This window comes from Streptomyces sp. NPDC051214 (assembly GCF_040682375.1).
Classification (GTDB): domain Bacteria; phylum Actinomycetota; class Actinomycetes; order Streptomycetales; family Streptomycetaceae; genus Streptomyces.
This window is the reverse complement of the sequence record NZ_JBFBAT010000001.1, coordinates 553,418-578,793: the sequence shown is the minus strand read 5'-3', so window position 1 is coordinate 578,793 and position 25,376 is coordinate 553,418. Positions and strand designations below refer to the sequence as shown.

Below are 25,376 nucleotides of genomic sequence, written 5' to 3'. Positions count from 1 at the left end.
GCTACCCGCGCCCCCGCAGCGGCGCCTTCGCGAAAGACCTCATTCCCTCGGTGAAGCCGACCTCGGGCCGCCAGCCGAGCTCCGCCCGCAGCCGCCCCGAGTCCGCCGTGATGTGGCGGACGTCCCCGAGCCGGTACTCACCCGTCACCTCCGGGGCCGGGCCGCCGAAAGCTCGCGCCAGTTCGTGGGCCATCTCCCCGACCGTGTGCGGCTCCCCGCTGCCGTTGTTGTACGCCGTGAACGCCCCCGCCTCCCGCTCGCGCACCGCCTCCAGCGCCAGCGCATTGGCCGCCGCCACGTCCCGTACGTGCACGAAGTCCCGCCGCTGGCGGCCGTCCTCGAAGACCTGGGGCGCCGCGCCCCGCTCAAGGGAGGAACGGAAGAACGAGGCCACACCGGCGTACGGGGTGTCGCGGGGCATGCCGGGGCCGTACACGTTGTGGTAGCGCAGGGACACCGCGCGGCCACCGCTCGCCCGCGCCCACGCGGCGGCCAGATGTTCCTGTGCCAGCTTGGTGGAGGCGTACACATTGCGTGGATCGGCGGGCGCATCCTCACCCACCAGGCCGGGCCTCAACTCGGCCCCGCAGTCCGGGCAGAGGGGCTCGAAGCGCCCGGCGTCCAGATCCGCCGCCGCGCGCGGACCCGGCCGCACCTCCCCATGCCGTGCGCACGCGTAGCGTCCTTCCCCGTAGACCACCATCGACCCGGCGAGCACCAGGTCACGTACCCCGGCTTCGGCCATCGCGGCGAGCAGCACGGCCGTACCCAGGTCGTTGCAGCCGACGTACGCGGGCGCGTCCGCGAAGTCCTTGCCGAGGCCCACCATTGCCGCCTGATGACACACCGCGTCCACCCCGCGCAACGCCTCCCGCACCGCGTCCCGGTCCCGGACGTCGGCCACGGTCCACCGCTGCCCGTCGGGCGCCCGCGGCGGATCGGCGTGCGCGGAAGGCAGCAGGGCGTCATACACCTCGACTTCGTGCCCGCGTTCGGTGAGGGCTTCGACCACGTGCGATCCGATGAACCCGGCGCCGCCGGTGACAAGTACGCGCATGCGGCCCACGCTAGGCGCGCCGAGCAGGGCCGACGGCCGACGACGGGCCCACGTCACGGGTCCGTAAGAATCCCGCGGCGACGGATCCGGTCGCAACCGCTGAAGTCCGGAATGCGGGTGGGCATACTGGCGCCATGCCTTGAAGCCGTGTCCCCGTGGCCGGGACGGGCTGTAGGGAGGTGGTCTGGTGGAACTCCAGACATCCGTCAGGCAGGGCTGCCTGGTGGTGAGGATGCCCCCGGAAGTGCGCGTCGGCAACGCCGAGCCGCTGCGGTGGGAACTGCGTGAGATGTGCCGGACCCGCCTCGACCGTGCAGCGCAGGGCGGGGTCTCGGCGGTGATCGTGGACTGGGCGGCCGCGCCCTTCCTGACCTTGGCCGGGGTGGCCGTCCTGGACGACTTCCGGCGGACGGCGGCCGAACGCGGGGTCCCGATGCGGCTGGTGGCTCCGCACAGAGCGCCTCGCGCGGTACTGCGCATCGTGGGCCTGAACGGCGTGCTGGCGATCCACGACACCGTGGATCAGGCGCTGGCCGTCGGTGAAGCCTCTGGTGAGGGCCGGGGCCGCCCCGAGATCGGGAAGACCTCCTGACCCGGAGAGCGGACGGATGGTGCGGACATGACCAATGGCGAACGCCGGCGCAGCCGCGGGACCCCGACCAGTCACCTGGGCGATCACCTGGGTCTGATCTCCCAGTTCACCGAGCATGCAAGGGTGGGCCTCGAGGAGGAGAACGACACCGCGCGGATCTTCATGGCGATCTACTCCGGCTTCCTGGTGGAGGCCGGGGCGGGCATCCGCTGGCTGCTCGAACCGTCCCTGATCGAGCGGGCGACCGTCGCCGTCCGCCGGGTGGCTCCCGGGGTCAGGGGAGCGGAGCGTGACCTGGCGACCCGTCTGCTGGCCACCTTGTGGACAGCGGGCGTCGTCGCCGGAGTCGACACCGACGACTGGATCCGGGCCGCCCCCGAACTCCCCGAGAGCTGTCTGCGCATGGCCGCCGAGGTCGTCGGAGGGAGCGACGCCGGACCCTCGCGGTGACGCCAACGGGAGAACGAGGGGTATGACGACAGGAATCAGTCTTGACGTGCCGTCACAACGCCTCGCGCCACGCCGAGTTCGACCAGATCCTGCGGTCTCAGGCGAAGCTGCTCCGCCGTCGACCGGACCTCGTCGTGCCCTCGTTTGAGGATCGCGGTGGCCAGCTCAGGGGCGATCACCGAGAAGTAGCTGTCCGGAGTCGCCCAGAGGTTGTCCGGTGCCGCGAGCGCGAGTGCCCCGCCCGAGCCGCCCTCGCCGATGATGAGTGACGTGACCGGCACCGGGGAGGTGGCGACGGCGGCGAACAGATCGGCGATGGCCGCGCCCGCACCCGCCCGTTCGGCCTCCGCCCCGTTGGCGGCTCCCGGGGTGTCGACGAGGGTCAGGACGGGAATCCCGAGCCGCCCCGCGAGCCGCACGAGACGTGCCGCGGTGCGGTACCCGGCCGGTGTCGTCGCCGTCCCGCACTGCGCCGCGAAGGCGACGGTACGCCCTTCGCGGCGCCCGAACCCGCAGAGCATCCCCGGGTCCGTGCCCCCGCACCGGTCGCCGCGCAAGGGCGCCCGCTCCGTGAAGTAGGCGTCCAAATACCTCTCCGCACGCGGGCGTTCGGATGCGCGGGCACGGCTGACGGCCTCCCACCCCGTGGCGGGCAGGTCGCGTCGGCCCAGCGCGTCGGGGGGTTCGGGAGAGTCGGGTGCGTCGGCCACAGGGCGGGCGCCGCCGGGAGTGGACAGCAGCCCGAGGCGCAGCGCCAGCGCCTCGCGCAACTCCTCGGGGCGTACGATGTCGTCGATCGCCCCGGCCGCGAGCTGGGCCTCGGCCGTGTAGGCGCTCGGATCCGCGTCCGCCGGGCGCACTCGGGACCCGGCGAAGCCGACCTGGCTGCCGGGCAAAGCGAGGATCAGGTCGGCGCCTGCCCCCAGGGTGGCCCAGCCGCCGCCCGTGGTCGGGTCGCGCAGGACGGCGATCCGGGCCAGGCCGGCCGCGCCGGTGAGCTCGGACTGCCGTGCCACGCACTGGAGTTGGACCAGTGCGCGCATGCCCTCCTGCATGCGGCTGCCTCCCGTCGCGATCAGCGAGACGACGGGCAGCCGGTGGTCCCGGGCATGTCGGTGCGCGGCTTCCAGGCGGTCACCCGTGCGCTCGCCGAGGGAGCCGCCAAGGAAACCGAACTCGAAGGAGACGATCACCGCGGGAGTGCCGCCCACGGTGGCGGCGCCGCAGACCACCGACTCCCGCTCGCCGGTGCGTTCTTCGGCGCGGGCGAGGGATGCGGCGTACCCCTGCCAGGCAAGCGGTCCATCGAGCCAGGGCGCCTCGAAGTCGGCATCACGCAGGGGAAGTTCGCTGAAGCTGTCCTCGTCCGCCACCGCCGCAATGGCCGCACGCGCGGTCCAGCGGGCGGGCGAGCGCGCAGCCGGGCCGTCAGGCGTCGGCTCAGGCATGGAGGGACCGCTTCATGATCTTGCCCATGTCGTTGCGGGGGAGCTGCGAGAGGTAGCGCACCGTGCGGGGGCGCTTGTGCGGAGCGAGCTGGGCGGCCACGTGATCCGCCAAGTCGGCTGCTGTGGGCGGCTGTTCGGGGTCGGTCGGGACGATCCAGGCGACGATGCGCTCGCCCAGGTCGTCGTCGGGCTCCCCGGTCACGGCGGCCTCGCGTACGCCCGGGTGCTCGAGGAGGGCGTTCTCGATCTCGCCCGCGCCGATCTTGTAGCCGCCGCTCTTGATGAGGTCGGTGGCCTTGCGGCCGACGATGCGGACATAGCCGTCGTCGTCGCGCACCGCCATGTCGCCGGTGCGGAACCAGCCGTCGGCGGTGAAGGCGGCGGCGGTGGCGTCCGGCCGGTTCAGATACTCGGTGAACAGGTTCGGGCCGCGCACCTCGATCTCGCCGACCTCGCGCGGGTCGGTGGTCTCGGCGCCCGTCTCGTCCACGAGGCGCAGCTCCACTCCGCCCAGCGGCACCCCGACGGTTCCGGCGCGCGGTTCGCCGTCGGCCCGCACGCTGGTGTTCATCAGGGTCTCCGTCATGCCGTACCGCTCGATCACCCGGCGCCCGGTGGCCGCCGCGATCCGTTCGTGGTCGTGGACGGGCAGTGCGGCGGACCCGGAGACCAGGATCCGCGCGCCGGACAGGGCCTTGGCGAGGCCCGGGTCGGTGGGCAGCGCCTCCGCGATGCGGTGGTACATGGTCGGTACGCCGAACAGCATCGTGGCCCCGTCGGTCAGTTCCTGCTGTACCCCGTCGACGGAGAACCGGCCCAGGTGCCGCACCGAACCGCCCCGGCGCAGCGGCCCGAGGATGCCGAGGATCAGTCCGTGCACGTGGAACAGCGGGAGCCCGTGCACCAGCACGTCGTCGGAGGTCCACTGCCAGGCGTCCTCCAGGGCGTCCAGGGTGGTGGAAAGCGCCCTGCGGGGAAGCACCGCGCCCTTGGGAGGTCCCGTGGTGCCCGAGGTGTAGACGATCAGGGCCGGGGACTCGGGGCCGGGCTCGACGGGCGCAGCCGCGGCTGTCGTGGGAGGGGTGAGGGTGACGTCCACACGTTGCAACGCCCGGAGAGGCGCCGGGAGTTCGTCGTCGGGCGCCGCGAGCACCACCGTCGGGGCGCTGTCCGCCACGATGTGCCCCAGCTCGCGCTCGCCGATCTTCGGGTTCAGCGGCACCACCGGCACCCCGGCGAGCAGCGCGGCCACCACACCGACGGCGGTCTCCAGGGTCGGCGTGGCCCACAAGGCCGCCCGGCGCGCCGAGCCGATCGAGGCGGCCAAGGAACCTGCGGTGGCGGCCAGCTCGGCGTACGTCAGCGCGCGTTCGCCGAAGCGCAGGGCGGGGAGGTCGGGGCCCGCGACGAGGGCCGGGAAGAGGGGCGGATGGGGGGAGCTCACGCTGCGTATCTCCTTGGTTGTCGTCACGGACCGATGTCTGGTGCTGGTTCTGTTCTGTCGTGTGCTGGTTCGTCCTACCCGAATCCTGGCACCACGAAGACGAGCCACACCGCGGCGGGCACCACGGCCACCACGACCCCGCCGTACACCATCAGCTGCCGGAAGAAGCGCTCCCGGTCGACGTCCGGGGCGGCGGCGAGCACCAGCGCGCCGTTGGTCGAGAAGGGGCTGACGTCCACGACGGTGGCGGACACGGCGAGCGCCGCGATCATGCCGACCGCCCCGATCTCGCCCTGGGCCAGGAACGGTACGGCGAGCGGGATGAGCGCTCCCATGATCCCGACGGAGGAGGCGAACGCGGAGACGAGCGCACCGATGTAGCAGAGCAGTACGGCAGCGAGGAGCGGGACGCCGATGTCGGAGACGCCCTCCCCGGCCCACTTGATGGTGCCCATCTCCTCAAGGACCCCGACGTACGTCAGCACACCGCAGATCAGCAGCACGGTCGGCCAGGCGATCTCGCCGACGGCCTTGCGGCTGACGTCGGGCCAGAACGCGCTCAGGAGCACGGCCAGGGTGATGGCGCTCAGGCCGGCGTCGAGATCGAAGGCCAGGACGGCGACGACGAGGGCGACCAGCGCGGCGAGCGTGGCGATCTTGGCCGGATCGAGCCTCGAACTGTCTTCGGAATCGGCCGACTTGTCGGTGTCGCGGCCGCCCAGCTTCAGTCCGCCGAAGAGGACGAAGACGATCCCGGCGATGATGAGGTTGACGACGAGCGAGGCGAGGAAGAGCACGACCTCGTTCCCCGGCAGGTTCTCGCGCTCCATGATGCCGTTGACGATCGACCCGTAGATGCTGATGGGCGAGAAGCCGCCGCCCTGCGCCCCGTGCACCACCATGGCACCCATCAGGAGCGGGCTGATCCCGTAGCGGGCGGCGAAGCTCAGGGCGATCGGGGCCACGATCGCCACGGCGGCCGGACTGACCGCGCCGATCGCGGTGAGCGCCCCGGTGATCACGAACATCACCCAGGGGATCAGCGCGATCCGCCCGCGCACCAGGCGGATGGACGCGTGCACGAGCCAGTCGGTGGTGCCGTTGGCGCGGGCGATCGCGAACAGATAGGTGACGCCGACCAGGACGACGAAGAGGTCGCCGGGGAAGCCGGCGAAGATGCCGTCCGCGTCGAGGTCGGCGACCAGCTCGCCGACCGCGAAAGCGGCGGCGAAGGCGAGCGCGCCCATGTTGATGGAGCGGGTGGTGGCGATCACGAAGACCACCACGAGTACGAGGATGGAGATGAGCTCGGCGGACATGCGTGGGCTCCCGTCCCTGGGGCCGACCCTCAGTGGCCAAGTGGCTGAGCCAATGTGGCCGTTGGCGGAACTCAGCGTCGGGGTATCGGTTTCGGCCGTCAAGGGATCGGACGCAAATTGGCTCAGCCACTTGCCCACTCGTCCACTGGATCGGCCGCTGTTAGGCTGCGAGGCCATCGGCACGGGGACCGAAATCCGGCACTGAGGCCGATATGGGGGTTGGGATGTCTGACGCGCTGCGCCCCATGGGCAGGACGCGGCTGTACGAGCAGGTGCTCGACCGGCTGCGCGCCTACGTCGCCGAGGGCGGCCTGCGCTCCGGCGACCGGCTGCCGCCCGAGCGCGAACTGGCCCAGCGCCTCGGCGTGTCCCGCGCCTCCGTCAAGCAGGCCATCGTCGTACTGGAAGTGCAGGGCCTGGTCGAGGTCCGGCACGGCGGCGGCACCTACCTGGTCAAGGACAGCCTGGACGCCGAGCCCGTGGAACGGCTCGTGGAGCGCAAGCGCCGGCTGCCCGACGTCCTGGAGGCGCGCGAGGCCCTTGAGACCAAGCTCGCCGAACTGGCCGCCGAGCGCCGCACGGACGAGGACGTACGGGCCATGCGGGCGGCGCTCGACACGATGGCGCGGGAGATCGAGGCGGGCGAGCGCGGGGTCGAGGGCGACCGGCTCTTCCACGCCGCCGTGACCGCGGCCGCCCACAGCGCGCTGCTCGCGGAGTTCATGCGCTCCATCGCCGAGCAGATCACCGAGAGCCGCAACGAGTCGCTGCGCCAGGTGCGGCGCCCCGCCCGGTCCCTCGCCCAGCATCACGCGATCCTCGACGCGATCGAGGCCGGCCGGGGCAGGGCGGCGGCGGCCGCGATGCGCCGCCACGTGCGGACGGTGGCGAAGGTCCGGCTCCTCGACTGGAACCCGGACGACGAAGCGAGCACCCCCGATCCCACCGAGGTGTGATACCCGCGGTAACTTCCCTGCCGCACAGGTCTGTTCATTCGTTGTCCCAGACCTCACCATTCTCGGCTGAACGTGGTGAAGTCCGCCGGACCGAAGGGGAGCCCGTGCTGCGCCGCATCTCATTCCCACTGACCGTCGCGGCCGTCGCCGCCCTGCTGCTGCCGCTGGCCCCGGCCCAGGCGGACGAGACCCCGAAGGCCGCCCGCACTCCGGTGATCTTCGTCCATGGCTACAACGCCGACCCGGGGGTGTGGGGCTCCCTGCGGGAGGACTTCAAGGCGTCCGGCTATACGGACGGGGAGCTCTTCTCCTGGGGGTACGACACCAGCCGGTCGGTGAACGAGGTGCTCTCCGGCCGGTTCGCCGCATACGTCGAAGAGGTGCGCGCGAGGTCGGGCGCCGCCAAGGTGGACATCGTCGCCCACTCCTTCGGGAGCCTTGTCACCCGCTGGTACGTCAAGCACGGCGGCGGCACCGCGACGGTCGCCCACTGGGCCTCCCTCGCGGGCCCCAACCACGGCACCGCCACGGCCTGGGCCTGCGCCGCCTGGTCGCAGGCCTGCCGTGACATGACGCCGGGTTCGTACGTCCAGGACGGGCTCGCGGAGGGCGACGAGACGCCGGGAGGCGTCGCCTACGCGACCTGGTGGTCGAACTGCGACGAGGTCATCAACCCCGACAGCAGCGTGCGCCTGGCCGGCGCCACGAACAACGCGGCGGGCTGCCTGAAGCACAACGACCTGCTGGGAGATGACGGGGTGTCGCAAGGCGTGCGCGACTTCGTGGGCGGCTAGCGGCCAGCGGCAGTTGGCGACGGTCAGCGGCGGACGCGGAAGCGGGACATCAGGTCCTCGCCCGCGGGGCCCGACGCCGACTTGTCGACCACGTAGGCGGTGCCCTTGTTCACGTGGACGTGGTTGGGCAGGGCGGCGGTGGTCACCGTCTTCACGACGGCGCCCTTGTGCGGGTCGACGATCGTGACGGTGGCGGAGAGGCGGTTGACGGCCAGGACGTGGCCCGAACGGTGGTCGACGGCAACGGACTTGGTGCCCAGGCCGGATGCCACGGACCGGGTGACGGCGCCCTTGCGGAGGTCGACGACCGAGACCGTGCCCGCGGTCTGGTCGCCGGTGTAGGCGGTGCGGCCGTTCTTGGACAGTGCCACCGAGAGCGGGCCGTCGCCGGTCGGGATGAGCCGCGGGCTTTCGGCGCCGGGGGAGACCTCGATGATCCGGTCGCCGGTGTGGTCGGCCGCGTACACCGCGCCGGTCCGCTCGTTCACGGCGAGGCCCGTCGGCCCCGCGCCCGGGACGGTGACGCGCCGCTTCTCCTCGAAGGTGCCGGAGTCGAAGGCGACGAGGGTGCCGTCCCCGAAGGCGCTGGCCCACACCAGGTCGCGCCGCTCGTCGACGACGACCTCGCGCGAGTGGTGCACGCCGGGCAGGGTGGCGAGGTGCTTGCCGGTGCGCTGGCTGTAGACGGAGACGGAGTTGTCGCGGGTGTTCGTCGTCCAGACGGTGTTGTGCTCGTCGTCGACGGCGACGCCGTAGACGGACTGGACGGCGCCCGTGGCCGCGTTGGTCGCCGGCGTGTATCTCTTCTCCACCCGCAGCGAGTCCGGATCGACCTTCAGGAGGCTGGACCCGGTGACGGGCGCGGGCGGCTGGCCCACCGAAGAGGCGACCCAGAGCGCGTCGTTCCGCTCCGAGTACGCGGACTGGTACAGGCCCGGCGCGATCGGCGCGGTGGTGGCGGGCGAGCCGGCGCCCGCGGTGACGGCGCCCGCGGTCCCGGTCGAGGCCAGGGCGCCGCCCGCGGCGAGGGACACGGCTATCGCGGTGGTACGGCGGGCCCGGCGGATGGTTGAGCTCATGCTGCGTCGATCTCCTTGGCAGAGGTGCCTCCGGAGGGAGGCACTCGCCGATCAACTTAGCCGAGCCTTACCTAATCCGTCACCGGGGGTTTCGCCGGGCGACACGCCGGGCCGCGCCGACTCCGCTCAGGACAGGCAACCCGCGTGCGCGAGGGCCTGCTTGAGGAGGAGGCCGTGACCGCCCGGCATCTCGCTCTGGACCACCTCGGACGAGGCCTCCTGCGGACTGAACCAGGCCAGGTCGAGAGCGTCCTGCCGCGGACGGCAGTCACCGGCGACCGGGACGATGTAGGCGAGGGACACGGCGTGCTGGCGGGGGTCGTGGAACGGCGTGACGCCCTGCGTCGGGAAGTACTCGGCGACGGTGAAGGGCTGCAGCGAGGCCGGGACACGGGGGAGCGCCGCCGGGCCGAGGTCCTTCTCCAGGTGGCGCAGCAGGGCGTCGCGCACCCGCTCGTGGTGCAGGACCCGGCCGGAGACGAGGGAGCGGCTGACCGCCCCGTCCCGCCCCATGCCCAACAGCAGTCCGATGCTGGTGACTTCGCCGTTGTCGTCGACGCGCACCGGCACGGCCTCGACGTACAGGATCGGCATGCGTGAACGGGCCTGCTCGAGCTCGTCGGAGGTCAGCCAGCCGGGTGTGGTTTCGGTCGTGTCAGACATCGGCTGATCATACGTTCACTGGCTCCCGGCGTGCTGCTTCACCTTGGTCGCGCTGTCGCCGTCGACGGCCGACGCCAGCTGCGGCACCAGGCGTTCCAGCATGTACGGCAGGCTCAGGACCGACACGAAGGAGACGGAGTTTCCGTAGTCGCTCGCTTCGGCCACGTAGACCTCACGGTCCTCCTTGGCCACGTCCAGGTCAGCGTAGAGGGCGTTCTTGTCGAGCTTGGCCTCGTCCTTCGCGGGGTCCGTGGCGATCCACACGATGGCGTCGGTGTCCAGCAGGTCGGTGCGTTCCTTGCTGATGTTGGCGCCGAACTCGTCGCCGATGACCTTGTCCAGGTCGCCCGGCAGGGTGAAGCCGAGGCCGGTGAGCACGCGGGAGCGGGGGTCCTGGCTGCCGAAGGCGAAGATCCCCTCGTACGGAGTGGCCATCACGGCACTGGACTTCGCGAACTCCGGGTTCTCCTTGGCCGCGGTCTTGAACTCGGCCTCGACGCCCGTCACCAGCTTCTTCGCCTTGGCCTCCTGGCCGAGCGCCTTGCCGATGGTCGTGGTCTGCTGCTGCCACGGGACCCCGAAGTCGTTGTACTCCTTCGGCTGGGCGACCACCGGGGCGAACTTCGACAGGGTCGTGTACTGCTCCTTGGTGAGGCCGCCGTAGACCGCGAGGATCAGGTCGGGGCGCAGCGCCGCGATCTTCTCGGTCTGCGGTCCTGTGCCGGTGTCCTTCAGGACGGTCGGTGCCTTGGCACCGTCGAGCTTGTCGGCGGCCCAGGGGCCGACGGCGCCCTTGTAGCCGCCGAGCCACTCGGTGGTGCCGACCGGCACCTTGCCCAGGGCGAGCACGGCGTCCTGGTCGGTGAGGCCGACGGTGACGATGCGCTTGGGCTCGGCCTTGACGGTGGTGCTGCCGTACTTGTGCGCGAGGGACACCGGGAAGGCGCCGTTCGCGGGCGCGGCGTCCTCCGATCCCGCGTCGGAGTCGTCTCCCGAGCCGCAGGCGGTGGCGGTGGCGATGAGGAGGAGTGCGGAGGCGAGCGCGGTCGCGAGGCGGCCTGCGCGTCTGGGAGAGCCGAGCATCAGTCGTCGTCCTTCACGGTGGTGGTGTCGGTGCCGGCATGCTGCGTGGGGGTCTTGTCGCTCGCGGTACGGGTGCCCGACCACGCCTGCCACAGCGAGGCGTAGGGCCCCGAGCCCGCGCGCAGTTCGTCATGGGTGCCGCTCTCCACGATCCGGCCGTCCTCCATGACGACGATCCGGTCCGCGGTCGCGGCCTGGGTCAGGCGGTGCGCGACGATCAGCGCGGTGCGTCCCTCGACCGCCCGGTCCGCGGCCTTCTCCAGGAGCCGCGCGCCGGTGCTGCCCGCCTCGGCGGTCGCCTCGTCGAGCACGGCCACCGGCGGATCGGCCAGCATCAGCCGGGCCAGGGCGAGTTGCTGGACCTGGGCGGAGGTGAGGCGGTGGCCTCCGTCGCCCACCACGGTGTCCAGGCCGTCGGGCAGGGCATCGACCCAGTCGATGGCCTCGACGTCGGTCAGCGCCGTGCGCAGTTCGTCGTCGGTGGCGTCGGCACGGGCGAGGCGCAGGTCGTCCGCGAGCGGCCCGGCGAAGACATGCGTCTCCTGGGTGACCAGGGCGACCGGAAGGCCGTCGCCCCGGCCCCGGGCGCCGGTCAGGTGCACCGATCCGGAGGTCGGCCGGTGCACCCCCGCGACGAGTTTGGCCAGGGTCGTCTTGCCGGCGCCGCTCGGGCCGACCAGCGCCACGCGTTCCCCGGCCCGGAGCTTCAGGTCCACCGCTTGCAGGACGGGCTGGCCGGGGACGTACTCGTGGTCGATGCCGATCACGGTGACGGTGCCGGCCGGCTCCGTGCCGGGCTGCGTCAGCGGTGTGGCGGCGGGCTCGGAGGTCGTCTCGTCGGCGACCCCGACCAGGCGGGCGAGCGAGGCGGTCGCCGACTGTGCATCGTCCAGGAGGACGAGCGCGGAGTTGACCGGCGTGAAGAGGCTGTGGAAGTAGAGCGCGGCGGCGGTCGCGGTGCCGATGGACACCGAGTCGGCGCGGACCAGGAAGAAGCCGGTGACCAGGACCGCGGTGAGGCCGACGTACTCGGCGACGTGCAGCCGGTTGTAGAAGTCCAGGACGAGCCGGATGCCGCGCATCTTCAGCTCGACCGCCGTCGAGCTGCGTCGGGTCACCCGCGCGGTGTGCTCCTCCTCGATGCGGAAGGCCCGCACCGTGCCCGCGCCGGCGATGGTGTCCAGCAGCTGCTGCTGCTGGGCCCCGGTGGCGATGCGCTGCTGGGCGTAGAGCGGAACGGCGTGGCGGACGTACCAGCGGGCGGTGGACGCCTGGATGGGCACCGCGAGGAGGGTCGCGACCAGGAAACGCCAGTCCAGGGCCGCCATCGCCACCAGCGTCAGGAGGATGGCGAGCAGGGAGCGGGCCAGTTCGGGCAGGGCGCTGCGCACCGCCTCGCCCACCACCGACACATCCCGGGTCACCCGGGCGGTGAGGTCTCCGGCCCCGGCCTTCTCCACCTGTTCCAGCGGCAGCCGCAGGGCCTTCTCCACGAACCGTTCGCGCAGCTGCGCGAGCACGGTCTCGCCGAGCCGGGAGACGAGCGTCAGGCCGAGCGAGGTGGTCCCGCCGTGCACGAGGGCGACCAGGACGAGCAGGACGACCGGCAGGGTGAGGTCGCCCGCCGGGCGCTGCTCGGCCACCAGGTCGACGATGCGGCCGAGCAGCGGCTGGACCAGGAGGCCCACGGCGGTCGCCGCGATCATCACTCCGAAGCCGCAGGCCGCCAGGCCGCGGTAGGGGCGCACCAGTTCGCGGACCGCGGCGCGGGTGCGTGGTGCGGTGGCGGTGGGGAGCAGCTCGCGGGTGTCCGTGTGCTGCTCGGCCGAGGTCTCGTTCATGCCAACACCGCCGTGCAATAGGCCTCATGACGCTGGATCAGGTCTGCGTGCGGGGCCGTGTCGATGACCCGCCCCTCGTCCAGGAGGACCACCCGGTCGGTGACCGAGAGGAGCGCGGGACTCGTGGTCACCAGGACCGTGGTGCGGCCCTTGCGGATCTCGCGGACCCCGGCCGCGATGCCGGCCTCGGTCACGGCGTCCACCGCGGTGGTCGGATCGTGGACCACCAGGACGGGGGGCTCGGCGGCCAGTGCTCGGGCGAGGGCGACGCGTTGGCGCTGCCCGCCCGAGAGCGAGCGACCGCGCTCGCCGACCGGCGTGTGCTCGCCGTCCGGCAGCGTCCGGGCGACCTGCGTGACGCCGGCCGCGGCCATGGCCTGCTCCGGGTCGGTGGCGTCGGCCGCGGCGGCCGTGACGTTGTCGCGGACGGTGCCCTCGAAGAGGTCCGCGTCGTGTTCGGCGACCAGCATCGCCGTACGCAGTTCGGCGGGGTCGAGGTCCCGCAGGGGGATGCCGTCCAGCTCCACGGTCCCGGTCTCCGGGTCGGTCCGCCGGGCCAGGCAGCGCAGCAGGTCGGCTGCGTGCGCGGGGTCCGTCGCGACCACGCCGAGCAGTTCGCCGGGCGCGACGTCCAGGTCCACTCCGCGCAGCCCTCCGTGCCGTACGCCGTCCAGCCGTACCGCTCCGCGCACCGGGAAGGGCAGACTCCGGTCCCCGGCGGTGACGACGGGCTCGGTGCCGACGACCTCCGCGATCCGTGCTGCCGACGCCCGGCCCTGGGCGAACTCGGCGTTGACCCAGGCGAGCACCTCGAGGGGGCCGAGGAGGAAGAGCGCGAGCCCCACCGCCGAGACCAGCTCGCCCAGGCTGATGCTGCCCTGGGCCGCGAGCCTGCCGCCGACCAGCGCGACGGCCGCGATCAGGCACCCCGTCAGCGCGAGGACCATTCCGCTCTGGAAGGCCTGCGCGCGCGCCGCCTTCAGGGTGGCGCCCAGGGAGTCGCGGCTGGTGGTGCGGTAGCGGGCGATGGCGGCCGACTCGCCGCCGATGCCCTTGAGGATCCGCAGGCCCGTCACCAGGTCGGCGGCGACGGCGGAGGCGTGCGCCGCCCGCTCCTGCTCGGCCTCGCTGCGGCTTTCGAGGGGCTTGCTCAGAAGGTGCCCGAGCCAGAGCAGCACCGGTGTGCCGAGCAGCACGACGAGGCCGAGCGTCAGCGACATGCGCAGCAGGACGACCGCACAGGTGAGGATGCCGGTCAGCGCCGAGATTCCGGACATCAGGGCCATGTTGACGGCGCCGACCCGCTTGGCGTCCTCGGTGGCGATGTTCGCGAGGGCGCCGGGCAGCCGGCCTTCCTCGGCCCCGCCGCCGGGGTCCAGGATGCGGCGTACGAGGGAGACGCGCAGGGTGTGCTCGGCGACGGCGGCGGAACGCTCACCGGCCATGGCGCCGAAGCGGAAGCTCAGCGCGAGCGCCACGTAGCCCACGGCGAGGACGCCGAGACATATGAGCAGGGCGCCGGTGTCGGAGTCGGTGACGGCCTGGTCGATCGCGACACCGATCAGGACGGGGACGAGCGCCTCGCCTATCTGGTGCCCGGAACCCAGCACCGAGCCGACGGCGACATCGCGCCGCCGGCCCCGTATCGACTCTCTCAGGACGTCCCGCCCCGACGGACTTGAGGAACTCACCCGCCACCTCTCCAGGGCCGGACAGTATAAATCTAGGTGAGGCTACCCTAAGTCGATTCTCCGTGGTGACGTCCCATGGGAATGACCAGCGGGGTTCCGCTGACGGGGTCCGGCGTGATGCGGCATCGCAGGGAGAAGACGTCCCGGACGAGGTCGGCGGTGATCACTTCGGCCGGGGAGCCCTCGGCCGCGATCCGCCCCGCCTTCATGGCCAGGACGTGGTCGGCGTACCGGCAGGCCTGATTGAGGTCGTGCAGGACCATCACGACGGTGCGGTGCTCGCGCCGGTTGAGATCGATGATCAGGTCGAGCACGTCGATCTGGTGCGCCAGGTCGAGGTAGGTCGTCGGCTCGTCGAGGAGCAGGACGGGGGTGCCCTGGGCGACCGCCATGGCGATCCAGGCGCGTTGGCGCTGCCCGCCGGAGAGCTCGTCGACGGGACGGTCCGCGAGGTCGGTCATGCCGGTCGCGGCCAGCGCTTCGTGCACGGCTCGCTCGTCGGACTTCGACCACTGCCGCCACCAGGTCTGGTGCGGTGAGCGCCCGCGGTTGACCAGGTCGACGACGGTCAGGCCCTCCGGGGCGACCGGGCTCTGGGGCAGGATGCCCAGACGCTGGGCCAGCTCGCGGCTGGGTATGGAGTGCAGCGCGCGGCCGTCCAGGTGGACGGTGCCCTCGCGGGGCGCGAGCAGCCGGGCCAGGGCGCGCAGGAGGGTGGACTTGCCGCAGGCGTTGGCGCCGACGATGGCCGTGATGCGGCCCGGCGGGACCGACAGGTCGAGTCCGTCCACGACGATCCGGTTGCCGTACGCCAGGCGCAGGCCGTCGGCCCGCAGGTCCACGTCGGCGGCCTCGGCGGGGCCGGGACCGGGGTCGGTCGACAGGGAGTCAGCCGCCATGGGATCAACCTCCAGAACCCGCGCGGTTCGCGCGGGCGAGCAGCCAGAGCAGGATCGGCGCGCCCAGCACGCCGGTGACGATGCCGACCGGCAGTTCCGTGCCGGTGACGAGGGTGCGGGCGAGGAGGTCGCCGCCGAGGACGATCACGGCACCGGTCAGGCCCGAGGCGAGCGTGGGCGGCCACGCGGTGCGGGCGAGGCGTTGGGTGATCTGGGGTGCGGCGAGCGCGACGAAGGCCACGGGCCCGGCGGACGCGGTGGCGAAGGCGACGAGGCCGACCCCGGTGAGCAGCACGGCCAGGCGCACCGGCTGCACCCGGGTGCCGAGCCCGGTGGCCACGTCGTCGCCGAGCTGCAGGGTGCGCAGCAGCCGGCCCAGGAGCAGCGCCGTCGGCAACAGCACCGCGAGCGCGATCGCGAGGGGCCCGACCTGGCCCCACGTACGCCCGTTGAGATTGCCGACCAGCCAGCCGAGGGCGGCCTGCGCCTGAAAGCGCCCGCCCTTGGCGACCAGGTAGTCGGTGGCGCTGGTGCAGATCCAGGCCACCCCGATGCCGACCAGGATGATGCGGTAGCCGGTGGCACCGCGTCGCCAGGCCAGGGCGTACACGACGAGCGCGGTGGTCAGCGCGCCGAGCAGTCCGAGCGCCTGGGTGCCGAGTCCGCCGTCCCAGCCGAGGACGATGCCCGCGACGACGGCGGTGCCCGCACCCTGCGTCAGGCCGATCATGTCGGGGCTGGCCAGCGGATTGCGGGTCATGGTCTGGAACAGCGCGCCGGAGATCCCGAAGGCGACCCCGGCGAGCAGTCCCACCAGGGCGCGGGGCAGCCGCAGTTCCTGGACGACGAGTACGGTGCCGGGGTCGCCGGAGCCGGCCAGGGCGCGCACGACATCGGCGAGGGCGATGGGGTAGTCGCCGATCGACAGGCCCCAGCAGAACAGCAGGAAGGCGGTGACGGCGAGCACCGCGCCCAGCGTCACGAGCCGGGGGCGGATGATCCCGGAGACCGGCGGCACCGTCAGCCGGAAGGTGCTCATGCTCATACCTCCGCCAGGTGGCGCCGGCGGACCATGGCGATGAAGAACGGGCCGCCGATGAAGGCGACGATGACGCCCGCCTGGATCTCGGTGGGCCGTGCGACGACCCGCCCGACGATGTCGGCGGCGAGCAGCAGGCACGGGGCGAGCACCGCCGACAGCGGCAGCAGCCACCGCTGGTCGGGGCCGATGCCCGCCGACTGGGCCAGCACGCGCGCCATATGAGGGACGATCAGCCCGATGAAGACGACCGGGCCGATCATGGCGACCGCCGCGCCGGTCAGGAGCGTGACCGCGGCGACGCCCTGGAGCCGGACGAGGCCGAGCCGCCGTCCGAGCGAGGCCGCCACGTCGTCGCCCAGGGCCAGGCTGTTGAGCGCGGGTGCGCAGGCCAGGGCGAGGACCGTGCCGACGGCGATGAACGGCAGGATCCGCAGGACGGTCGCACCGTCCTGGTCGGCCATCGAACCCGCCGAGAAGAAGCGGTAGCGGTCCAGGGCGTCGGGGTCGGTGAGCGCGATCGCGCTGGTGAGGGAGGAGAGCAGCGAGGTCACCGCGACGCCGGAGAGGGCCAGTTTGACCGGCGTCAGGCCGGAGCGGCCCAGCCTGCCGAGGGCGTAGACCAGGACGCTCGCCGCCAGAGCGCCCGCGAAGGCGAACCAGACGTACCCGTGGAACGAGCCGATCCCGATCACCCCTACGGCGAGCACGATGGCGAAGGAGGCACCGGCGCTGACGCCGAGGATGCCCGGGTCGGCGAGCGGATTGCGGGTCAGGGCCTGCATGAGCGCCCCGGAGATGCCGAGGGCGGCGCCCGCCGCGAGGCCGAGCGCGGTACGGGGCACGCGTGCCGACCAGACGATGTTCTCCACGAGCCGGCTCGGTGCGTGCCCGAAGAGCGCCCGTACGACCTGGTCCGGGGCGATGGCGGCGGCGCCGACGGCGAGCGACAGCACGCAGAGCGCGGCGAGGACGGTGCAGAGCAGAGCCACGAGAAGGGCCGGTCGCAGCTTTTTGCTCTCCGTCACCTTACGGTCTCCAACAGCCAACTCCCTTGGAAGCGGCGGGACTTGGGCGTGGTGCGGGACGCGTTGAGCGCCGAAGCCGGGCCGGGCGATTAGGTTACCCTAACTTTTCGGCCATCGCCGGGGAGGGTCCCGGGCGCTGCCGCCGCATCCCGGTCCACGGTCCCGCGGCCCCCTAGGCTTCTCCTGGCATCGGCCCCCGACCCTGGAGCGCACACCGTGTTCGACCCCGCACCGGAGCACCCGTACCCCGACGGCCACCGGCCGGACGAGGCGCCGACGCCGCACGCGCTGCTCGCGCCGGTGCTCGGTCTCCTTGGGACCTGGCACGGCCGGGGCCAGGGTGAATACCCGACCCTCGACGCGGACTTCACCTACGCCCAGGAAGTCACCTTCAGCCACGACGGCCGCCCCTTCCTCCGTTACGAGGCACGGGCCTGGCTCCTGGACGCGGACGACGCACCGCTGCGGCCGTCCGCGCGGGAGAGCGGCTGGTGGCGGCTGCAGCCCGACGGCCGCGTTGAGGCGCTGATCACCCAGCCCACCGGTATCGCGGAGATCGCGGTGGGCCGGGCGACGGGAGGCACGATCGACCTCTCCACCGGCGAGGTGGCGCGCACCCCCACCGCCAAGGAGGTCCAGGCGACCCGCCGCCGCTACACGCTCACCGACGACGGCCGGCTCACCTTCGTCCATGACCTCGAAGCGGTCGGCCAACCGCTCCAGCACCACCTCTCGGCACGCCTGCGCCGCACGGCGTAGACCGCGGCTCTCCTGTCGCACGTACCTGGCGCAAAAGGGGCCTTGACCGAGTCCCGCCGAAGTCTATGGTCTGGACTAATCGGCCCTCGTGAACATCTGGCCCCAGCACTTCACGCACACCCCCACCTCAGCGCCGTGAAGGAGTACGCATGCACAGGAAGCGGAAGATCGCCGCCATGATCGGTGCGGGCCTCGCACCGGTCCTCGCCCTCACCCTGCCGACCGGTTCGGCCAGCGCGCACGGATACGTCAACGCACCGGCCAGCCGGCAGGCGCAGTGCGCCGCCGGCACGGTGGCGTGCGGTGAGATCAAGTGGGAACCGCAGAGCGTCGAAGGACCCAAGGGCCTGCGCAGCTGCAGCGGCGGCAACGCCCGGTTCGCGGAACTCGACAACGACAGCAAGGGGTGGCGGGTCAGCGACGTCAGCCGGACGCAGACCTTCACCTGGACCTTCACCGCACGCCACCGCACCGCGAACTACGAGTACTTCGTCGACGGCAGGAAGGTCGCCACCATCGACGGCGGCAACCAGCAGCCCCCCACCACCGTCTCGCACCAGGTCAACCTCGGCAGCGCCACCGGCAGGCACAAGGTGCTCGCGGTCTGGAACATAGGCGACACGTCCAACGCCTTCTACGCGTGCATCGACGTCAACATCCGTTAGCGCACTGCCGCTTGCTCTTCGGGGCGGGCGGGTGGCTGCTCGCGCTGGAAATTTCTCCGGTCATGGCCCTATGAAGTGATACGCCCTCTGGCTACCCTCCGCGCATGATTTCCACGGTGGTCTGGGGTACCGGAAACGTCGGCCGAGCGGCCATACGCGCCGTGGAGGCCCACCCGGCGCTGAAGCTCACGGCCGTGCTCGTCCACAGTCCCGACAAGGTCGGCCGCGACGCGGCCGACCTCGCCGGTCTCCAGGGGCAGTTGGGCGTCACGGCGACCGACGACATCGACGCGGTCCTCGCGGCGTCGCCCCGGGCCGTGGTGTACGCGGCCTCCGGCGACATCCGCCCCGACGAGGCCCTGGAGGACGTCGGCCGGGCGATCCGGGCCGGCGCCGTCGTCGTCACCCCCGCCCTCTACGCGCTCTACGACCAGCGCAACGCCCCGCCCGAGCTGCGGGACCCGCTCCTGGCCGCCGTCGCGGACGGCGGCGGCTCCCTGTTCGTGTCCGGCGTCGACCCCGGCTGGGGCAACGACATCCTGCCGCTCCTCGTCAGCGGACTCGGCAGCACCGTGGACGGGATCCGCTGCCAGGAGATCTTCGACTACTCCACGTACGACCAGGAGGATTCCGTACGCCACCTGATCGGCATGGGGCACCCGATGGACTACCAGCCCCTGATGCTCGCCGAGACCGTTCCGACCATGGTGTGGGGCGGGCAGATCCGGCTGATGGCCAGGGCGCTCGGCGTCGAACTCGACGACATCCGCGAGACGTTGGAGCGCCGCGCACTCGACACCGCGGTGAGCACCAGGACGATGGGCGACTTCGAGGCCGGCACCCAGGGCGCCGTGCGCTTCGAGGTGCAGGGCATCGTCGGGGGCGAGCCCCGCATCGTCATCGAGCACGTCACTCGCATCCACCCGTCCTGCGCACCGGACTGGCCCACGCCGCCCGACGGCGCCGGGGCGCACCGCGTGATCATCGAGGGCCGTCCCCGCATCGAGGTGACGGTCGAGGCCACCGACGAGGGGGAGAACCGGTCGGCGGGCGGCAACGCCACCGCGGTCGGCCGTCTGGTCGGCGCCATCGACTGGCTCGTGGACAGGGACCCCGGCCTGTACGACGCGCTCGATGTCCCGCTGCGCCCCGCGACCGGCAAGCTCGGAAGGAGCAAGCAATGAGCTCGATGCACATAGACATCCCCGAGGGGCAGGAGCCGATCGGGTACGTGTGGGGTGAGATGGTGCCCGGGATCGGCATGGCCGCGGCGAACTTCTCGTTGTCGGTGTACGAGCACACGACCCTGGGGCTGCGGGAGTTCGAGGCCGCGCGGCTGCGGGTCGCGCAGATCAACGGGTGCCTGTTCTGCCTCGACTGGCGCACCGAGCGCGAGGGCGAGAAGGTCGAGGAGGAGTTCGCCGAAGCGGTCACCCAGTGGCGCACCACCGACGCCTTCGACGACCGGACACGCCTTGCCGCCGAGTACGCCGAGCGGTACGCCCTGGATCACCATGGCCTTGACGAGGAGTTCTGGAAGCGGATGACCGCGCACTACAGCCAGCGCGAGATCGTGGAGCTGAGCATGAGCATCGGTTCCTGGCTGGCCTTCGGCCGGCTCAACCACGTGCTGGGCCTGGACGCGGTCTGCGTACTCCCCGGCCACTGAGGGAGGTTGCTACACACCCACGGTGCTACGCACCCATGGTGCTGCACATACGTGGTGCTACACGTCCGTGGCGATGATCTTCTCGATGTTGCGTTCGGCGAGCGCCGTGATGGTGACGAACGGGTTGACGCTCGTGTTGCCGGGGATCAGCGAGCCGTCGATGACGTACAGGCCCGTATAGCCGTGCAGGCGCCCGTAGTTGTCGGTCGCCTTGTTCAGGACGGCGCCGCCGAGCGGGTGGTAGGTGAGATGGTCGCCCCAGATCTTGTACGTGCCGAAAAGATCGGTGCGGTAGATCGTCCCCTCCTTTGAATTGATCTTGTCGAAGATGGTCTTGGCCGCGTCGATGGACGGCTGCTTCCAGGCCGTCTGCCAGTTCAGCTCGACCTTGTTCGCCGCCGCGTTCCACGAGAAGGCGGCACGGTTCGGGTTCTTGGTGATGGAGAGGTAGAACGAGGCGTAGGTCTCGATGCCGGTGGGCAGCGGCGCGACCTCGGCGAACGCTCCTCCCGCCGCCCAGTTGTCGATGCCGGCCGTGGGGATGGACGACTGCACCTTGCCGGTCGCGTCCCACATGTGGTTGGCGCGGCCGCACATGACGTTGCCGTTGTCGCCCCAGCCCTTGCCGATCTCTGCGTTCAGCCGGGGGAGCGCGCCGGTGGCCTTCAGTTTGACGAGCAGTTTGCTGGTGCCGACACTGCCTGCCGCGAAGAACACCTTCTGTGCGGTGACGGTCTTGGTGGCGGTGGTGGTGCCGCTGGTGTCGAGCTGCTCGATGACGACGGTGTAGCCGCCGCCGGAGGCGGGGCTGACCGTGGTGACCTTGTGCAGCGCGGAGATGCTGACCTTTCCGGTCGCGGTGGCCTTGGCGATGTAGGTCTTCTGGAGTGACTTCTTGCCGTAGTTGTTGCCATAGAGGATCTCACCGGCGACCGCCGACTTGGGGACTGTTCCGGCCGCCTCCTGCTTCATGTAGTCCCAGTCATAGACACCGGGCACGAAGACGAACGGGAAGCCGGAACGCTGGGCGTGCTTACGGCCGACCCGGGAGTACTGGTAGCAGTCGACGCTGTCGAACCAGGCGGGGTCGATGGTGCTGACGCCGAGACCGGCGTTGGCGCGCGGATAGTAGGTGGAATACATCTCGTCGGCGTTGACCGAGGGCAGGACCGCGCCGAAGTTCTCGCGCTTGGGCGTGACCGCCATACCGCCGTTGACCAGGGAGCCGCCGCCGACCCCGCGGCCCTGGTAGACGAGGATGCCGCCCATGTCCTCGGCGTCGAGGATTCCGGTGTAGCGGGGGATGTCCTTGTCGATGGGGAAGCCGAGGAAGTTGCTCAGGGGCTGTTTGGTCTTGGTGCGCAGCCAGTAGGAACGGCCGTCGGGTGAGGTCGTGTGGGCGAAGATCTTGCCGTCGGATCCGGGGGTGTCCCAGGCCATGCCCATCTCGACCATGTGTACGTCGACGCCTGCCTGGGCGAGGCGCAGGGCGGCGACGGAGCCGCCGTACCCGGTGCCGATGATCAGCACGGGGACGCGGGCCCCGTCGCCGATGGGGCCCGCCGCTGCCGCGGCGTAACTCTGGGTCGCGGGGGCGAGCGTCGCAAGAGACGCGACGCCGAGAATAGAACTGGTTCCAGCTATGAATCTTCGGCGTGAAACGCCTCCGGAACCGTCAGAACGCGTGGTGGTGCCACTCATGTGACGTTCCTCACTCTCGTAGGAATGGGAACGAGTTCTACTGCTAGTGGCGCACTAAGTCACGGCATACCTAGAAGTAACTTCTGCCCGATCTTGTCGCAGTGATCTTTAATGTCCGATCTTGTGCCTACGTGCCGCCCTATGCGGCACCTTCGCCCGCGAGCAGCTCGCGCGCCGCGGCGACGTCGAAGTCCGCCTTCGGGTACTGCGGATCGAGTGCGGTCAGGTGCTCGAGCAGCAGGCGGCTGATCGCCCAGTTGCGGTACCACTTGCGGTCCGCCGGGACGAGGTACCACGGGGCGTCCGCCGTGGAGCAGCGCTCGAGCGCGATCTCGTACGCCTCCTGGTAGGCGGGCCACACGGCGCGCTCCTCGATGTCCCCCGGGCTGAACTTCCAGTGCTTGTCCGGGTTGTCGAGCCGTTCGAGCAGGCGGCGGCGCTGCTGTTCGTACGAGATGTGCAGGAAGCACTTGATGACGGTGACGCCGTCGTCGGCGAGGGTCTGCTCGAAGTTGTTGATCCTGCCGTAGCGGCGGCCGAGGTCGCTGGGCGGGACCAGTTCGCGTACGCGGGCGATCAGGACGTCCTCGTAGTGCGAGCGGTCGAAGATGCCGATCTCACCGGGCACGGGGAGCGCCTGCGTGATGCGCCAGAGGAAGGGGTGGCTCAACTCCTCGGCTGTGGGCGTCTTGAAGGCACGGACGCGGCAACCGGAAGGATTGAACTGGCCGATGACGTGCTTGACGGTACCGCCCTTGCCGCTGGTGTCCATGCCTTGCAGGATCAGCAGGACGCGGCGGCGGTCGCCGGCGGTGCTCGCCGCGTGCAGCCTCTCCTGGAGGTCGGCGAGCCGTTCGCCCATCTGGGCGGTGGCCAGCACTCCCGCGGCTTTGTCCACCGGCCCTCCGGGAGTCGCGTCGGCGGCGTACGAGGCGAGGTTGACGCGCTCGCCCTCGGGGATGCGGAGGAGTTCGCTGAGCGGCGGGGTGGGGCTCGTCTTGGCCTTCTTGCCCCCGTGCTTCTTCTTGCCCTTGTCGTCCTTCTGGTTCTTCTTCTTCGGGTCCTTCTTGTCCTTGGCCACGGGGCGGTCCCTTCCTCCGGTGTCCCTCGATGGTGGGTCAGGGGCCGGGTACCCGCCAGCGGGATCGGGGCTCCGGCGAAGCCCGTGGAAGCCTTGTAAAGGTTTCTTTCTAAAGATAGCTTTACATCATGGACGAGACCCCGGAGACCCCTGAAGACCAACAGAGCCCAGGGACCGCCGAGCGCAGCATTCACCTCACCGACCCCCGTGCCCTGCGTGCCTACGCCCACCCGACGCGCATGGCCCTGGTCGGCCTGCTGCGGCGGAGCGGACCGTTCACGGCCACCCGGGCCGCCGAGCTGACCGGCGAGTCCGTGGCCAGCTGCTCGTACCACCTGCGGATACTGGCGAAGTACGGGCTCGTCGAGGAGGCGCCGGGGGGCCGGGGGCGCGAGAAGCCGTGGCAGGCGACCGCGCGGTTCACCGACTGGCCCGGCTACAGCGAGGACCCGTCCGTGGCCGAGGCGTCGGACGCGCTGAGCGCGGCGGTCGCCCGGCGGTACTTCGAGCGGGCCGTCCGGGCGATGGAGCAGCGCCACCTGTTGCCGCGCGCCTGGCGCGAGGCGGAACAGTTCAGCGACTCGCTCCTCCACCTCACCCCCGAGGAGCTGACCGGCATCGGCGAGCGCATCGACGCGCTGCTGCAGCCCTACGAGGACCGCGAGAGCGACCCCGCCCTGCGCCCCGAGGGCGCACTCCCCGTCAGCATGGTGCGGCTCGGCTTCGTCGACCGGGAGATCCCGGACGAAGTCCCGGGCGCGGCTGGAGAGGGTGACGGCGCGGAGGCCGAGGCATGAAGCTCCGGGAGCGCATACCCGAGCTGCTGCGGGAGCGGACCTTCCGGCGCTACTGGACCGGGCAGACCGTCTCGCTCATCGGCGACGAGATCTCACTGATCGCCATTCCGCTCGCCGCCGTCCTGGCCCTCGGCGCCGACGCCGCCGAGATGGGCTGGCTCAAGACCGCCGAACTGCTGCCCGCGCTCCTCCTCAACATCCCGCTCGGCGCCTGGGCCGACCGGCAGGCGCGGCGGAGGTACGCCATGATCGCCGCCGACCTGGCGCGCGCGGCGCTGCTCCTGACGCTTCCGGTCGCCTATCTGCTCGACGTCCTCACGCTCGGGCAGCTCTACGTGACCGCCTTCGGCATCGGCGCGCTGACCGTACTCTTCGACGCCTGCAACGCCACGCTGTTCGTGGCGCTGGTGTCGAGCGAGCGCTATGTGCAGGCCAACTCCCTGGTGCACGGCAGCCGTTCGATGTCCTGGCTGGCCGGGCCCGGAGCGGGCGGGCTGCTCGTGCAGCTCCTCACCGCTCCCTTCGCCCTGTTCGCCGACGCCTTCACCTACCTGGTCTCGGCGCGCCAGCTGGCCCGCATCAAGCCGGTCGAGCCCGCACCGGCGCTGGTCACCAAGGGCCACTTCACGGCGGGACTGCGCTGGGTCTTCGGGCAGCCGACCATGCGGGCGCTCTTCGCCTGGTCGGGCACGATCCAGTTCTTCAACTACATGTTCCACACGCTCTTCGTGCTGTACGTGACGGTCGAACTCGGCCTGAGCGCAGGCGTTCTGGGCGCGATACTCGGCGCGGGGGCCGTCGGCGGACTGCTGGGCGCCGTATACAGCGGGCGGGTCGTACGGCGCTTCGGCATCGGACCGTCGATCATCGTAGGCTCCGTCGGCTTCACCCTGCCGCTGGTGCTCATCCCCCTCGCGGACGGCCCGCTGCCGCTGATCGTCACCACGCTCTTCGTCGCCGAATTCCTCAGCTGTGTCGGCGTGATGGTCATCGATGTCGCCGCCGGGTCGCTTCAGATGGCGCTCATCCCCTCCGCCATCCGCTCCCGGGTGATGGGCGCCCAACGCACCCTCAACCACGGCTTCCGCCCGCTGGGGGCGCTGACCGCGGGCGTCCTCGGCACGGCCGTCGGCCTGCGCCCCACGCTCTGGATCGGCACGGCGGGAGCGGTCCTAGCCATCCTGTGGCTCCTGCCGTCACCCGTACCGAGCACCCGGGAGCTGCCCGAACCCGCCGAAGACGCCGTGCCGGTCTAGGGCCCAGGAAAACCCGGTCCTCGCACGGGCCGCGCTCTACGATGAACAGCGCGAAGCACATCGGG

Annotated in this window: 24 protein-coding genes; 10 read left to right on the top strand and 14 right to left on the bottom strand. The window is 71.4% G+C overall.

Features of this window, described 5'->3' with window-relative positions; all coding sequences use genetic code 11:
- Position 1: 1 nt before the first annotated feature.
- Positions 2 to 1,057 (bottom strand): NAD-dependent epimerase/dehydratase family protein, encoded by a 1,056-nt coding sequence (locus tag AB0M70_RS02670; RefSeq protein WP_365815551.1) that lies wholly within the window; start codon positions 1,055 to 1,057, stop codon positions 2 to 4.
- A gap of 187 nt (positions 1,058 to 1,244) precedes the next feature.
- Between AB0M70_RS02670 and AB0M70_RS02665 the strand changes: the two genes are divergently transcribed.
- Together AB0M70_RS02665 and AB0M70_RS02660 are read left to right on the top strand one after the other, a co-directional pair.
- Positions 1,245 to 1,649 (top strand): STAS domain-containing protein, encoded by a 405-nt coding sequence (locus tag AB0M70_RS02665; protein ID WP_365815549.1) that lies wholly within the window; start codon positions 1,245 to 1,247, stop codon positions 1,647 to 1,649.
- A gap of 27 nt (positions 1,650 to 1,676) precedes the next feature.
- Positions 1,677 to 2,099: a hypothetical protein gene (locus tag AB0M70_RS02660; RefSeq protein WP_365815547.1), complete on the top strand. Its 423-nt coding sequence runs from the start codon at positions 1,677 to 1,679 to the stop codon at positions 2,097 to 2,099.
- A 35-nt stretch (positions 2,100 to 2,134) separates the two neighbouring features.
- On the opposite strand, the gene AB0M70_RS02655 is transcribed toward AB0M70_RS02660, so the two are convergent.
- From AB0M70_RS02655 to AB0M70_RS02645, 3 genes are all read right to left on the bottom strand, one after another.
- Positions 2,135 to 3,547: a carboxyl transferase domain-containing protein gene (locus AB0M70_RS02655; RefSeq protein ID WP_365815545.1), complete on the bottom strand. Its 1,413-nt coding sequence runs from the start codon at positions 3,545 to 3,547 to the stop codon at positions 2,135 to 2,137.
- Positions 3,540 to 4,991: an acyl-CoA synthetase gene (locus AB0M70_RS02650; protein WP_365815542.1), complete on the bottom strand. Its 1,452-nt coding sequence runs from the start codon at positions 4,989 to 4,991 to the stop codon at positions 3,540 to 3,542. Before AB0M70_RS02650 ends, AB0M70_RS02655 begins: the two co-directional genes overlap by 8 nt.
- Positions 4,992 to 5,065: 74 nt before the next feature.
- The gene (locus AB0M70_RS02645; protein ID WP_365815540.1) at positions 5,066 to 6,310 is read right to left on the bottom strand and encodes an SLC13 family permease; all 1,245 of its coding nucleotides are present in this window, start codon (positions 6,308 to 6,310) and stop codon (positions 5,066 to 5,068) included.
- A 224-nt stretch (positions 6,311 to 6,534) separates the two neighbouring features.
- Between AB0M70_RS02645 and AB0M70_RS02640 the strand changes: the two genes are divergently transcribed.
- Both AB0M70_RS02640 and AB0M70_RS02635 read left to right on the top strand, forming a co-directional pair.
- Positions 6,535 to 7,266, top strand: a complete 732-nt coding sequence (locus tag AB0M70_RS02640) for a FadR/GntR family transcriptional regulator (RefSeq protein ID WP_365815538.1) — start codon at positions 6,535 to 6,537, stop codon at positions 7,264 to 7,266.
- A 104-nt stretch (positions 7,267 to 7,370) separates the two neighbouring features.
- On the top strand, positions 7,371 to 8,060 hold the full coding sequence (locus AB0M70_RS02635; protein WP_365815537.1) for a triacylglycerol lipase: 690 nt from the start codon (positions 7,371 to 7,373) through the stop codon (positions 8,058 to 8,060).
- A gap of 23 nt (positions 8,061 to 8,083) precedes the next feature.
- Here the strand turns inward: AB0M70_RS02635 and AB0M70_RS02630 are convergent, their stop codons facing one another.
- The 8 genes from AB0M70_RS02630 to AB0M70_RS02595 form a co-directional block, all read right to left on the bottom strand.
- Positions 8,084 to 9,139, bottom strand: a complete 1,056-nt coding sequence (locus AB0M70_RS02630) for a YncE family protein (protein ID WP_365815535.1) — start codon at positions 9,137 to 9,139, stop codon at positions 8,084 to 8,086.
- 126 nt (positions 9,140 to 9,265) lie between these two features.
- On the bottom strand, positions 9,266 to 9,802 hold the full coding sequence (locus AB0M70_RS02625; protein ID WP_363207413.1) for an NUDIX hydrolase family protein: 537 nt from the start codon (positions 9,800 to 9,802) through the stop codon (positions 9,266 to 9,268).
- 15 nt (positions 9,803 to 9,817) lie between these two features.
- A complete protein-coding gene (locus AB0M70_RS02620; protein WP_365815533.1) occupies positions 9,818 to 10,885 on the bottom strand; it encodes an iron-siderophore ABC transporter substrate-binding protein in 1,068 nt (355 codons plus the stop codon).
- Positions 10,885 to 12,726: an ABC transporter ATP-binding protein gene (locus AB0M70_RS02615; RefSeq protein ID WP_365815529.1), complete on the bottom strand. Its 1,842-nt coding sequence runs from the start codon at positions 12,724 to 12,726 to the stop codon at positions 10,885 to 10,887. The genes AB0M70_RS02620 and AB0M70_RS02615 overlap by 1 nt, the downstream gene beginning before the upstream one ends.
- Positions 12,723 to 14,417, bottom strand: a complete 1,695-nt coding sequence (locus AB0M70_RS02610) for an ABC transporter ATP-binding protein (RefSeq protein WP_365815527.1) — start codon at positions 14,415 to 14,417, stop codon at positions 12,723 to 12,725. Before AB0M70_RS02610 ends, AB0M70_RS02615 begins: the two co-directional genes overlap by 4 nt.
- Positions 14,418 to 14,464: 47 nt before the next feature.
- On the bottom strand, positions 14,465 to 15,316 hold the full coding sequence (locus tag AB0M70_RS02605) for an ABC transporter ATP-binding protein (RefSeq protein WP_365815525.1): 852 nt from the start codon (positions 15,314 to 15,316) through the stop codon (positions 14,465 to 14,467).
- A gap of 4 nt (positions 15,317 to 15,320) precedes the next feature.
- Entirely contained in the window at positions 15,321 to 16,355 is a 1,035-nt protein-coding gene (locus AB0M70_RS02600) for an iron chelate uptake ABC transporter family permease subunit (protein ID WP_365815523.1), read from the bottom strand.
- Between the two features lie 2 nt (positions 16,356 to 16,357).
- Positions 16,358 to 17,383 (bottom strand): iron chelate uptake ABC transporter family permease subunit, encoded by a 1,026-nt coding sequence (locus AB0M70_RS02595; protein WP_365815521.1) that lies wholly within the window; start codon positions 17,381 to 17,383, stop codon positions 16,358 to 16,360.
- Positions 17,384 to 17,599: 216 nt separating this feature from the next.
- Between AB0M70_RS02595 and AB0M70_RS02590 the strand changes: the two genes are divergently transcribed.
- From AB0M70_RS02590 to AB0M70_RS02575, 4 genes are all read left to right on the top strand, one after another.
- Positions 17,600 to 18,142, top strand: coding sequence for an FABP family protein (locus AB0M70_RS02590; RefSeq protein ID WP_365815519.1), 543 nt, complete (start codon positions 17,600 to 17,602; stop codon positions 18,140 to 18,142).
- A 149-nt stretch (positions 18,143 to 18,291) separates the two neighbouring features.
- Positions 18,292 to 18,807, top strand: a complete 516-nt coding sequence (locus tag AB0M70_RS02585) for a lytic polysaccharide monooxygenase auxiliary activity family 9 protein (protein ID WP_363207405.1) — start codon at positions 18,292 to 18,294, stop codon at positions 18,805 to 18,807.
- 104 nt (positions 18,808 to 18,911) lie between these two features.
- The gene (locus AB0M70_RS02580) at positions 18,912 to 19,991 is read left to right on the top strand and encodes a dihydrodipicolinate reductase (RefSeq protein WP_365815517.1); all 1,080 of its coding nucleotides are present in this window, start codon (positions 18,912 to 18,914) and stop codon (positions 19,989 to 19,991) included.
- Between the two features lie 5 nt (positions 19,992 to 19,996).
- Positions 19,997 to 20,476, top strand: coding sequence for a carboxymuconolactone decarboxylase family protein (locus tag AB0M70_RS02575; protein WP_365816265.1), 480 nt, complete (start codon positions 19,997 to 19,999; stop codon positions 20,474 to 20,476).
- Between the two features lie 57 nt (positions 20,477 to 20,533).
- Here the strand turns inward: AB0M70_RS02575 and AB0M70_RS02570 are convergent, their stop codons facing one another.
- Both AB0M70_RS02570 and AB0M70_RS02565 read right to left on the bottom strand, forming a co-directional pair.
- Positions 20,534 to 22,177: a GMC oxidoreductase gene (locus AB0M70_RS02570; RefSeq protein ID WP_365815515.1), complete on the bottom strand. Its 1,644-nt coding sequence runs from the start codon at positions 22,175 to 22,177 to the stop codon at positions 20,534 to 20,536.
- A gap of 139 nt (positions 22,178 to 22,316) precedes the next feature.
- Positions 22,317 to 23,138, bottom strand: a complete 822-nt coding sequence (locus tag AB0M70_RS02565) for a PPK2 family polyphosphate kinase (protein ID WP_365816263.1) — start codon at positions 23,136 to 23,138, stop codon at positions 22,317 to 22,319.
- A gap of 248 nt (positions 23,139 to 23,386) precedes the next feature.
- On the opposite strand from AB0M70_RS02565, the gene AB0M70_RS02560 reads away from it, so the two are divergent.
- Entirely contained in the window at positions 23,387 to 24,055 is a 669-nt protein-coding gene (locus AB0M70_RS02560) for a helix-turn-helix domain-containing protein (RefSeq protein ID WP_365815513.1), read from the top strand.
- Positions 24,052 to 25,311, top strand: a complete 1,260-nt coding sequence (locus AB0M70_RS02555; protein WP_365815511.1) for an MFS transporter — start codon at positions 24,052 to 24,054, stop codon at positions 25,309 to 25,311. The genes AB0M70_RS02560 and AB0M70_RS02555 overlap by 4 nt, the downstream gene beginning before the upstream one ends.
- Positions 25,312 to 25,376 lie beyond the last annotated feature (65 nt).